Below are 10,506 nucleotides of genomic sequence, written 5' to 3' on the forward strand. Positions count from 1 at the left end.
GCGACTTGATGCATATCAACGCCGGCGGCTGGTGGTCTGCGGGCAGGCCGGTATAATCGGCGCCCTTCGCTCGAACACCTTTGACCGTGAGCCCCATGATCCTTCCCGAAATCCACGAATTCCTTGGCTGCCGCACGCCAGACGCCTGGGTCCAGGCCGCGCTGGCCGATCAGGAAACCCTGCTGATCGACCACAAGAACTGCGAGTTCAAGGCTGCCAGCACCGCGTTGAGCCTGATCGCCAAGTACCACTCCCATGTCGATCTGATCAACATGATGTCGCGTCTGGCCCGGGAAGAACTGGTGCACCACGAGCAGGTCATGCGCATCATGAAACGACGCAAGATCGAACTGCGCCAGCTCCACGCCGGCCGGTATGCCTCGAGCCTGCGCAAAGTGGTACGCAGCCACGAACCGGTGAAACTGGTGGACACCCTGGTGGTCGGCGCCTTCATCGAAGCCCGCAGTTGCGAGCGCTTCGAAGCGCTGGTGCCGCACCTGGACGAAGAACTCGGCAAGTTCTACTTCGGTCTGCTGAAAAGCGAGGCCCGGCATTTCCAGGGTTACCTGAAACTGGCCTACCAGTACGGCGACGCCAGGGACATCGCTCAAGTGATCGAGAAAGTCCGCGCCGCCGAGCGGGACCTGATCGAGTCTCCGGACGAGGAATTCCGTTTCCACAGTGGCGTGCCCGTCGCGGCATGAATTGTTAAAAACTCTTAAGAGCATGAAACTTCAACGAAAACCGGCCCCTGAGGCCGGTTTTTGCTGCCCGCGATAAACGTCTTGCCTGCGAATGCCGCCATAATGTCGCCCACTTTTCTGAGGGTTGGCGGCGGTCGTTATGGATAACCTGGGTTTTGGCAGAGTCCTGCTGGTGGAAGACGATGAACGCCTGGCTGCGTTGATCGCCCACTTTCTTGAACAACACGGCTACGAGGTGCGCACGGTGCATCGCGGCGACCTGGCCGTGGCCGCGTTTCTTGAATTCAAGCCCAAAGTGGTGGTGCTCGACCTGATGTTGCCGGGTCAGAGCGGCCTGCACGTGTGCCGGGAGATCCGCAGCGTCTCGGACACGCCGATTGTCATTCTGACCGCCAAGGAAGATGACCTCGACCACATTCTGGGTCTGGAGTCCGGGGCCGACGATTACGTGATCAAACCGATCAAACCCCCCGTGCTGTTGGCCCGTCTGCGGGCACTCCAGCGCCGTCAGGTGCCGGACAGCGGCGTGATCAGCTCCCTGGAGTTCGGCCAGTTGCACATTGATCGCAGTTGCCGGGAGGTGCGTCTGGCCGGTGAAGTGATCGAGCTGACCACCATGGAATTCGAACTGCTGTGGCTGCTGGCCAGTGCCGCCGGCAGCATTCTGTCGCGCGATGACATCCTCAACCGCATGCGCGGCATCGCCTTCGATGGCCTCAACCGCAGCGTTGACGTGTACATCAGCAAGCTGCGCAACAAACTCAAGGACAATCCTCGCGAACCGGTGTGCATCAAGACCGTGTGGGGCAAGGGCTATCTGTTCAATCCGTTTGCGTGGGAGTTGTAGATGCTGCGGTTATTTCTCGGGCTGTTTCTGGTGATGACCGTCGGGCTGGTGGCGGCGCTGCAAACCGTCGAACACACCTTCAACGCGCTGCTCGACAACCAGATGCAGGCCTACAACCGCGAGGCGGTGCGCGGCCAGGCCTGGTCGCTGATCGAGCACATGCGCGACCAGCAAGGCGCAGCGCGCGAGGCGCAACTGGACGCGCTGCGTCCGCACTACGGGCTGACACTGAGTCTGGTCCAGGCGGATCAACTGAACCTCAGCGATGCGGAAAAAGCCGAACTGGCCCAGGGTCTGCTGGTGATCCGCCACGACTACACGCAATTCATCAGCAACATCGACGGCGGCTCGCAACTGCTCAGTATCAAGCTGCCGCCCGAGCCGAGCCTGATGCCGTTCTACATTTCGGCGGCTTACATGATGCTGGCCGTGCTGCTTGGCATCGTCCTGTACTTCTGGGTGCGCCCGCACTGGCGTGATCTGGAAAAACTGCGACTGGCCGCCGAGCGATTCGGCGACAACGACCTGTCGGTGCGGATCCAGCTGTCCAGGCGTTCGAACATCCGCGATCTGGCCGAACACTTCAACCTGATGGCAGCGCGCATCGAAGGCCTGATCGCCAATCAGCGTGAACTGACCAACGCTGTGTCCCACGAACTGCGCACGCCGATTGCGCGGTTGTCGTTCGAACTCGATCAGCTCAAGCAACAGCCCGACGCCAGCCAGAACCGCGAGCTGATTGCCGATATGTACGCCGACCTTGGCGAACTGGAAGAAATGGTCTCCGAACTGCTGACCTACGCCAGCCTCGAACGCGGCGCGACGGTGATCACCCGGGAAAACATTCAGGCTGCCAACTGGCTCGACAGTGTGGTCGGGAGTGTGGCGCTGGAGGCCGAGGCGGCGGGTGTGCAACTGCTGATTGGCGAGTGCCGGGTCGAAGAGGTGCGGATCGAGCCGCGCTTCATGGCACGGGCGGTGATCAATCTGCTGCGCAATGCCATTCGTTATGCCGAGCAGCGGGTCGAGGTCTCGCTGGTACGTATCGGTGATCAATACGAGGTGAAGGTCAACGACGACGGTCCGGGCGTGCCGCTGGAAGGCCGGGAGAAGATTTTCGAACCGTTCTCGCGCCTGGATGCCAGCCGTGATCGCCGCACCGGCGGCTTCGGTCTCGGGCTGGCGTTGGTGCGCCGGGTATCGCAATCCCATGGCGGGCAAGTCGAGGTCGGCGAATCACCTTGGGGCGGGGCGTCGTTTCGTATGACCTGGGCGCATCTGGATTAACGAAAGGCCCTTTGAACACCCTCAATCCCTGTGGGAGCGAGCTTGCTCGCGAAGAGGCCGATAGACTCAGCATTGATGTCGGCTAAACGGGCGCATTCGCGAGCAAGTCGAATCGTCGCACCGTCGCTCCCACAGGATCGGAGTTCCGTCAGCTGAGTACATAGTCGACGGGCTTTAGCGCTGGCGGCAAAGGCTCAACGCCCAGCTCTGCCAGAACATCCCGCTCGATGCCCCGCACGAGCGCATCGGTCGGCAAATCGTTTTCATCGCGCCCGAACGGATCCTCAAGCTCATCGGCAATCGCATCCAGACCGAAAAAGGTATAGCTGACAATCGCCGTGAACAGCGGCGTGAGCCAGCCCAGCGGTTCGGCCATGGCGAACGGCAGCAGGATGCAGAACAGATAGATCGTGCGGTGCAGCAGCAGGGTGTAGGGGAAGGGCAGCGGCGTGTTCTTGATCCGCTCGCACACCGCTTGCGCCTGGGTCAGGCTGGTCAGGTGGTTGGCCAGCAACATGTAGCGCCATTCGCTGAGGTCGCCCGCTTCATGCAGATCGGAACAGTGCTGGCCGATCGTTTGCAGGATCCGTCCGCTGTAGTCCGGCACCTGGGCGTCATGCTGCGGGGTGATCCATTCGGCGCTGGCGGCGGCTTCGTTTTCCCGGCGCAGACGCGCATTCAAGGCATGGGCGAAACCGCAGAGGTTGAGCAACAGCAGGCGGCGCTGCGCCGATTCGCGGATGACATGGGTTTCGCGAATAAAGGAACGCACATGCACGATCACTTCGCCCCAGGCCTTGCGTGCTTCGTACCAGCGGTCGTAGCAGGCGTTGTTGCGAAAATTCATGAAGATCGACAGCGACAGGCCGAGCAGCGTGAAGGGTGTGGCGTTGACCTTGGTGAAGTTGCTCGGGTGGAGGATTTCCACCAGCACGATGGCCGAGGCCAGCAGCGTGACCATCAAGGTGCGCAGCGCGATGCGCTTGGCGATCGAGCCCTTGAGGGTGAACAGAATGGCGAACTGGTTGACCTTGGGTCGGATGATCATGCTGTTTTTGCCTTGAAAACGTGGCGGTTCAGCCGCCGGTCATGTTCATGAAACGCACCACTTGCACGTCGTCGTTCACTTCGAAGTTGTGCCGGTAAGGCTTGAGCTTCATGGCGTCGATGATCGCTTTCTCGAGCCGCTGCGGTTGACCCGGATGGGCGCGCAGCACGGCTTTCAGATCCACCGAATGCTCGTTCCCCAGACACAGTAGCAAACGTCCCTCGACGGTCAGCCGCACCCGGTTACAGGTACCGCAGAAGTTGTGGCTGTGGGGCGAGATGAATCCCAGCCGGATGTGCGGCGCTTCGGCCAGGCGCCAGTAGCGCGACGGTCCCTGGGTCGACTCGGCGGAGTCGATCAGGGTGTAGCGCTCGGCGATCCGCTCGCGCACCTGAGTGCTGGAGAAGAACGACTCGGCGCGACTGTGTTCGCTGATGATCCCGAGTGGCATTTCCTCGATGAAGGAGATGTCCAGATCCCGCTCGATGGCGAACTGCACCAGATCGTTGATCTCGTGATCGTTGCGGCCCTGCATCACCACGCAGTTGAGTTTAGTGCGGGTAAAACCGGCCTCGCGTGCGGCGTCGATGCCGTTGATCACTTGTGCCAGGTCACCCGTGCGGGTCATTTGTCTGAAACGCTCGGCATCGAGGCTGTCGAGGCTGACGTTGAGGCGCCTGACCCCGGCGTCGAACAACGGGCCGGCCAGTTTGCCGAGCTGCGAGCCGTTGGTGGTCAGGCACAGTTCGCGCAGGCCGGGCAGGGCGGCGATCTGCTGGCACAAGCCGACGACGCCGGGACGAATCAGCGGCTCGCCACCGGTCAGGCGGATCTTGCGAGTGCCCAGCGCCACGAAGCTCTGCGCCAGTAGAAAGATCTCCTCCAGTGTCAGCACCTGTTGGCGCGGCAGGAACTGCATGTCTTCGGCCATGCAATAAACGCAGCGAAAGTCGCAGCGGTCGGTGACCGACATGCGCAGGTAGTCGACGCGGCGGTTGTATCCATCGATCAGGACGCGCTCTGACATGACAGCCTCGCAGGTATGAAAAACCGTTGTTAACGGTGGGAGTTGGCGCAGGTTATGGACAACTTTCAAAGGCGTCCAATCACTATTTATGAATGGCCGATTGATGGGCTCGATGATGAATGTTCTTTCACGACTCATTGCTCGCGTTAGTTTTGCAACTTGCCGTATTTAAAGGGTTTTATTCCGTGATAGATGCTTTCGATAACACAGTCATTAATAGCGATTAGACAAGTTTTTGCAGCGGTTCATATCCTTGTTTCCGTCAAACGAAACGACCGCTTTTGAACTTGAAAGTCAGTCGTCGCTGTTCAAACCCGATCAGGTTTTTGCCTGTGTGCATCGTCATGGAGAAGTCCCATGTCACAAGTCGACCGTTACAAACCCTACAAGGGCGCCGCTGCGGGTTGGGGCGCTGTCATCAGCCTCACCAAAAACTGGCTGGGCAGTGAAAACGCCCTGAAAAACATCCGCGCCATGCTCAAGACCAACCAGAACGGCGGTTTCGACTGCCCCGGTTGCGCCTGGGGTGAAGCACCCGGTGCGGGCATGCTGAAGTTCTGCGAGAACGGCGCCAAAGCGGTGAACTGGGAAGCCACCGGGCGCCTGGTCGATCCGGCGTTCTTCAACAAGTACACGGTGTCGACCCTGGCCGAGCAAAGCGATTACTGGCTTGAATATCAGGGCCGGATCACCCATCCGATGCGCTACGACGCGCGGATCGACCGCTATGTCGAAACCACCTGGGACGAAGCCTTCGCCCTGATCGCCCGACACCTCAAGGGCCTGAAATCGCCCCACGAAGCCGAGTTCTATACCTCGGGCCGCGCCAGTAATGAAGCGGCGTTTCTCTATCAGTTGTTCGTTCGCGCCTACGGCACCAACAACTTCCCGGACTGCTCGAACATGTGCCACGAAGCCAGTGCGGTGAGCATGGGCGAGAGCCTCGGTGTCGGCAAAGGCACGGTGGTCTATGAAGACCTGCACCACGCGGACGCGATCTTCGTCATCGGCCAGAACCCCGGCACCAACCACCCGCGCATGCTCGAACCGCTGCGTGAAGCAGTGAAGCGCGGCGCTCAAGTGGTGTGCATCAACCCGCTCAAGGAGCGTGGGCTGGAGCGTTTCCAGAACCCGCAGAACCCGATCGAGATGCTCAGCAACGGCTGGGAAGCCACCAACACTGCGTACTTCCGCCCGGCACTGGGTGGCGACATGGCAATGATTCGCGGCATGGCCAAGTTCCTCCTGCAATGGGAACGTGAAGCCCAAGCCACGGGCGGCGAGCCGGTGTTCGATCGCGCATTCATTGCCGAGCACACGTCGGGGCTGGACAGCTATCTGGCCGAAGTCGACGCCACGAGTTGGGAGCACATCGTCGAGCAGTCTGGCGTGACCCTCGCCGACATCGAACTGGCCGCGCGCATGTATGCCCGCGCCAGGAGCGTGATCATGTGCTGGGCCATGGGCCTGACCCAGCACGTGCATTCGGTGCCGACCCTGCAGGAAGTCATCAACCTGCAATTGCTGCGCGGCAACGTCGGCCGTCCGGGTGCGGGGCTGTCGCCGGTGCGCGGTCACAGTAACGTGCAGGGCGACCGCACCATGGGCATCAACGAACTGGCGCCGACCGAGCTGATGGACGCTCTGGAAAAACGCTTCAACTTCAAGGTGCCGCGCATGCACGGCCACAACACGGTGATGGCGATCGGTGCCATGGAACGTGGTGAAGCCAAGGTGTTCATCGGCCTGGGCGGCAACTTTGCTCAAGCCACGCCGGACACCCCGCGCACCCACGCGGCGATGCGCAAACTTGACCTGAGCGTGCACATCTCGACCAAACTCAACCGCAGCCACCTGGTGACCGGACGTGACGCATTGATCTTGCCGTGTCTGGGCCGCACCGACATCGACGTTCAGGCCGAAGGCCCGCAAGGTGTGACCGTGGAGGACACCTTCAGCATGGTGCATTTGTCGTTCGGTCAATTGAAGCCGAAGTCGGCGCACCTGAAGTCCGAACCGGCCATCATCGCCGGAATCGCCGCCGCCACGCTGGGCAAGCACCCGATCGACTGGGAATGGGCGGTGGGCGATTACGGGCGCATTCGCAACCTGATCGCCGACGTGATTCCGGGTTTCGAAAATTTCAACGAAAAACTGTTGATTCCCGGTGGTTTCCACCTCGGCAACGACGCCTCGGACCGTGTCTGGAAAACCGAGTCCGGCAAGGCTCAGTTCACGCCGTGTGTACTGCCCGAGCATCTGGTCAGCGAAGGCGTGCGCAACTTGCCGGTCAAGCCGCATCTGATCCTGCAAACCATGCGTTCCCACGATCAGTACAACACCACGCTGTATGGCCTCGACGACCGTTATCGCGGGGTCTACGGCATGCGCGACGTGGTGTTCGCCAACGAACAGGACATTCGCCGGCTCGGTTTCGAACCGGGGCAGAAGGTCGATCTGGTGGCGCTGTGGGACGACGAGCGTGAACGTCGGGTCAGCGGTTTCACCCTGATCGCCTACGACATCCCGGCCGGGCAGGCCGCCGCGTACTATCCGGAAACCAATCCGCTGGTGCCGCTGGAAAGCTACGGTGACCGCACCTACACGCCGACTTCCAAGTTCGTGGCGATCCGTCTCGAAGCGGCCGAGGCGAGCAACCTGATCCCGTCGTCGGTGGCCTGACCGACCCACGCGATCCAACCCTTTTGCAATCCGACTGGCTGCAGGCGTTCGCGCCTGGCGGTGGCCCGACCGTGTGCTGCCGCTTTTCAGCCTTGATGAGGACATCATCATGTTCAACCTGGAGGCACTGGACCTGGCGCGAATTCAATTCGCGTTCACGGTTTCGTTCCACATCATTTTCCCGGCGATCACCATTGGTCTTGCGAGTTTCCTGGCGGTACTCGAAGGGCTGTGGCTGAAAACCCATAACGACACTTACCGCGATCTCTACCATTTCTGGTCGAAGATCTTCGCCGTCAACTTCGGCATGGGCGTGGTGTCCGGTCTGGTCATGGCGTACCAGTTCGGCACCAACTGGAGCGGGTTCTCCGACTTTGCCGGCAGCATCACCGGGCCGTTGCTGACCTATGAAGTGCTGACGGCGTTCTTCCTGGAGGCCGGGTTTCTCGGGGTGATGCTGTTCGGCTGGAATCGCGTGGGTCGTGGCTTGCACTTCTTCGCCACGGTGATGGTCGCCATCGGTACGCTGATCTCGACCTTCTGGATTCTCGCTTCCAACAGCTGGATGCAGACCCCGCAGGGTTTCGACATCGTTGATGGTCGGGTGATGCCGCTGGACTGGCTGGCCATCGTATTCAACCCGTCGTTCCCGTTCCGTCTGGCGCACATGGCGATTGCCGCATTCGTGGCCACGGCGTTCTTCGTCGGCGCTTCGGCGGCCTGGCATTTGCTGCGCGGCAACGACACCCGACCGGTGCGCAAGATGTTTTCCATGGCGCTGTGGATGGCTTTGATCGTGGCACCGATTCAAGCGGTGGTCGGTGACGCCCATGGCTTGAACACCCTGGAACACCAACCGGCCAAAATCGCCGCCATCGAAGGGCACTGGGAGAACGCCGACAACGAGCCAACCCCGCTGGTGCTGTTCGGCCTTCCGGACATGCAGGCGGAGAAGACCCAATACGCCATCGAGATTCCGTACCTCGGCAGCCTGATTCTCACTCACAGCCTCGACAAGCAGATCCCGGCGCTCAAGAGCTTCCCGAAAGAAGACCGGCCGAACTCCACCGTGATTTTCTGGAGCTTCCGCGTCATGGCCGGACTGGGCATGTTGATGATTCTGGTCGGTGTGCTGGGCCTGGCCCTGCGGCGCAACGGCAAGGTCTACCGGCATCGCGGCTTCCAGCGGCTGGTGCTGCTGATGGGGCCGAGCGGCCTGATCGCGTTGCTGGCAGGCTGGATCACCACTGAAGTCGGACGTCAGCCGTGGGTGGTGTACGGCCTGATGCGCACCCATGACGCCGCGTCGCAACATTCGGTGGCGCAGATGAGCACGTCGCTGGCGCTGTTCGTGGTGATCTACTGCTCGGTGTTCACCGTCGGCATCGGCTACATGATGAAACTGGTGAGCAAAGGCCCGCAGCCGCACCACGAACATCCGCCCGCAGGCACTCAAGTGCAGACCCCGCGCCGACCACTCTCGGCCGTCACCGACAACCTCGAATCCGCGACACGGGTCCACTGATAAAGGAGCATTGAGTCATGGGTATTCAAGGTATCGATCTCTCGTTGATCTGGGGCGTGATCATTGCCTTCGGGGTGATGATGTACGTGATCATGGACGGCTTCGATCTGGGCCTCGGGATCCTGTTCCCGATGATCAGCGACGCGCAAGAACGCGACGTGATGATGAACACCGTCGCACCGGTGTGGGACGGTAACGAAACCTGGCTGGTGCTGGGTGGCGCAGCGTTGTACGGCGCGTTTCCGTTGGCTTACGGGGTGATTCTGGAAGCGCTGTACCTGCCGCTGATCTTCATGCTCGCGGGGCTGATCTTCCGTGGTGTGGCGTTCGAGTTTCGCTTCAAGGCGCCGGCTGAAAAACGTCATCTGTGGGACTGGGCGTTCATCGGCGGTTCGCTGCTGGCGACGTTCTCACAAGGGGTGGTGATCGGCGCGTATGTGGCCGGTATTCCCGTGGTGGACCGGCAGTTCGCCGGCGGCGGACTTGACTGGCTGGCACCGTTCCCGCTGGTCTGCGGCGTCGGTCTGGTAGTCGCTTATGCCTTGCTCGGCAGTACCTGGTTGCTGGTCAAGACCGAAGGCATGCTCGAGTCGCGGATGCGTCACTACAGCCGTCCGCTGGCGTGGCTGCTGCTGGCGATGGTGCTGGTGATCGGCGCGTGGACGCTGCAGCTGCATCCGGAACTGGCCACTCGCTGGTTCAACCATGCGCACCTGACTGTGTTCGCCGGGCTGATGGTGTTGGCGGCGCTGGCGCTGTCCGGTCTGCTGCGTTCGTTGCGTCAGCGACACACCCATTGGCCGTTCGTATTCACTCTGGGTCTGATGTTCCTCGGTTACATTGGCCTGGCACTGAGCATCTGGCCGAACATCATTCCGCCGTCGGTCAGCCTGTGGGCCGCGGCATCACCGGCCACCAGTCAGTTGTTCGCCCTGATCGGTGCGCTGTTCATCCTGCCGGTGATCCTGATGTACACCTTCTGGAACTACTACGTGTTCCGCGGCAAAGTGAGGATCGGCGATGGCTACCATTGAAATGCGTGAAGTGAAGAGCCGCTGGTACAAACGTCTGGGCTGGCTGCTGCTGATCTGGTCCGGCAGCGTGGTCTCGCTGGCGGTGGTGGCAAGCCTGCTGAAACTGGCGATGCATGCGGCGGGGATGAGAACCCACTGAATAAAAAACCGGAGCCTGGCTCCGGTTTTTTATTGCCCAAATCTGAGTCCACCACTGAGTCTGTGGGAGCGAGCTTGCTCGCTCCCACAGGACTCAGTGGTGGTTTTAATACTTACTCGCCACCAAACATCGCCGTCCAGTAGATACCGGCGCTGCTCTTCGGATCGACTGCGTAGGCTGCACCCAGTTCGCGGTACTGCGGGTTCATCAGGT

Annotated in this window: 9 protein-coding genes and 1 pseudogene; 7 read left to right on the forward strand and 3 right to left on the reverse strand. The window is 60.9% G+C overall.

The genetic code is table 11. The features are described 5' to 3' along the window. Positions 1-95: 95 nt before the first annotated feature. The 3 genes from miaE to BBF94_RS19500 all read left to right on the forward strand — a co-directional run bounded on the left by miaE (position 96) and on the right by BBF94_RS19500 (position 2,838). The gene (gene miaE / locus BBF94_RS19490; protein WP_065260605.1) at positions 96-704 is read left to right on the forward strand and encodes a tRNA-(ms[2]io[6]A)-hydroxylase; all 609 of its coding nucleotides are present in this window, start codon (positions 96-98) and stop codon (positions 702-704) included. A gap of 139 nt (positions 705-843) precedes the next feature. Beyond that, positions 844-1,551 (forward strand): response regulator, encoded by a 708-nt coding sequence (locus tag BBF94_RS19495; RefSeq protein WP_065260606.1) that lies wholly within the window; start codon positions 844-846, stop codon positions 1,549-1,551. Continuing rightward, positions 1,552-2,838 (forward strand): ATP-binding protein, encoded by a 1,287-nt coding sequence (locus BBF94_RS19500; RefSeq protein ID WP_065260607.1) that lies wholly within the window; start codon positions 1,552-1,554, stop codon positions 2,836-2,838. Between the two features lie 148 nt (positions 2,839-2,986). Here BBF94_RS19500 and BBF94_RS19505 read toward each other — a convergent pair whose 3' ends face one another. Together BBF94_RS19505 and moaA are read right to left on the reverse strand one after the other, a co-directional pair. Next, positions 2,987-3,886 (reverse strand): bestrophin family protein, encoded by a 900-nt coding sequence (locus BBF94_RS19505; protein ID WP_065260608.1) that lies wholly within the window; start codon positions 3,884-3,886, stop codon positions 2,987-2,989. Between the two features lie 28 nt (positions 3,887-3,914). Beyond that, positions 3,915-4,913: a GTP 3',8-cyclase MoaA gene (gene moaA / locus BBF94_RS19510; RefSeq protein ID WP_065260609.1), complete on the reverse strand. Its 999-nt coding sequence runs from the start codon at positions 4,911-4,913 to the stop codon at positions 3,915-3,917. Between the two features lie 357 nt (positions 4,914-5,270). Here moaA and BBF94_RS19515 point away from each other — a divergent pair, with 357 nt between their 5' ends. The 4 genes from BBF94_RS19515 to BBF94_RS27305 all read left to right on the forward strand — a co-directional run bounded on the left by BBF94_RS19515 (position 5,271) and on the right by BBF94_RS27305 (position 10,293). Then, complete coding sequence (locus tag BBF94_RS19515; protein WP_065260610.1) at positions 5,271-7,595, forward strand: FdhF/YdeP family oxidoreductase; 2,325 nt, start codon at positions 5,271-5,273, stop codon at positions 7,593-7,595. A gap of 109 nt (positions 7,596-7,704) precedes the next feature. Further along, positions 7,705-9,120: a cytochrome ubiquinol oxidase subunit I gene (locus BBF94_RS19520; RefSeq protein ID WP_065260614.1), complete on the forward strand. Its 1,416-nt coding sequence runs from the start codon at positions 7,705-7,707 to the stop codon at positions 9,118-9,120. Between the two features lie 17 nt (positions 9,121-9,137). Beyond that, the gene (cydB, locus tag BBF94_RS19525) at positions 9,138-10,154 is read left to right on the forward strand and encodes a cytochrome d ubiquinol oxidase subunit II (protein ID WP_065260611.1); all 1,017 of its coding nucleotides are present in this window, start codon (positions 9,138-9,140) and stop codon (positions 10,152-10,154) included. Continuing rightward, on the forward strand, positions 10,141-10,293 hold the full coding sequence (locus tag BBF94_RS27305; RefSeq protein ID WP_082302443.1) for a DUF2474 domain-containing protein: 153 nt from the start codon (positions 10,141-10,143) through the stop codon (positions 10,291-10,293). Before cydB ends, BBF94_RS27305 begins: the two co-directional genes overlap by 14 nt. A 112-nt stretch (positions 10,294-10,405) precedes the next feature. On the opposite strand, the pseudogene BBF94_RS27725 reads toward BBF94_RS27305, so the two are convergent. Then, a pseudogene (locus tag BBF94_RS27725) lies at positions 10,406-10,506 on the reverse strand (CAP domain-containing protein); the annotation flags it as partial.

The organism is Pseudomonas bananamidigenes (genome assembly GCF_001679645.1).
Classification (GTDB): Bacteria; Pseudomonadota; Gammaproteobacteria; order Pseudomonadales; family Pseudomonadaceae; genus Aquipseudomonas; species Aquipseudomonas bananamidigenes.

Excerpts from the sequence above, each read along its gene's own strand:
- BBF94_RS19520 (WP_065260614.1), top strand. The coding sequence starts at position 7,705 with ATGTTCAACCTGGAGGCACTGGACCTGGCGCGAATTCAATTCGCGTTC.
- cydB (WP_065260611.1), top strand. The coding sequence starts at position 9,138 with ATGGGTATTCAAGGTATCGATCTCTCGTTGATCTGGGGCGTGATCATT.
- moaA (WP_065260609.1), bottom strand. The coding sequence starts at position 4,913 with ATGTCAGAGCGCGTCCTGATCGATGGATACAACCGCCGCGTCGACTAC.
- BBF94_RS19495 (WP_065260606.1), top strand. The coding sequence starts at position 844 with ATGGATAACCTGGGTTTTGGCAGAGTCCTGCTGGTGGAAGACGATGAA.
- BBF94_RS19515 (WP_065260610.1), top strand. The coding sequence starts at position 5,271 with ATGTCACAAGTCGACCGTTACAAACCCTACAAGGGCGCCGCTGCGGGT.
- miaE (WP_065260605.1), top strand. The coding sequence starts at position 96 with ATGATCCTTCCCGAAATCCACGAATTCCTTGGCTGCCGCACGCCAGAC.
- BBF94_RS19505 (WP_065260608.1), bottom strand. The coding sequence starts at position 3,886 with ATGATCATCCGACCCAAGGTCAACCAGTTCGCCATTCTGTTCACCCTC.
- BBF94_RS19500 (WP_065260607.1), top strand. The coding sequence starts at position 1,552 with ATGCTGCGGTTATTTCTCGGGCTGTTTCTGGTGATGACCGTCGGGCTG.
- BBF94_RS27305 (WP_082302443.1), top strand. The coding sequence starts at position 10,141 with ATGGCTACCATTGAAATGCGTGAAGTGAAGAGCCGCTGGTACAAACGT.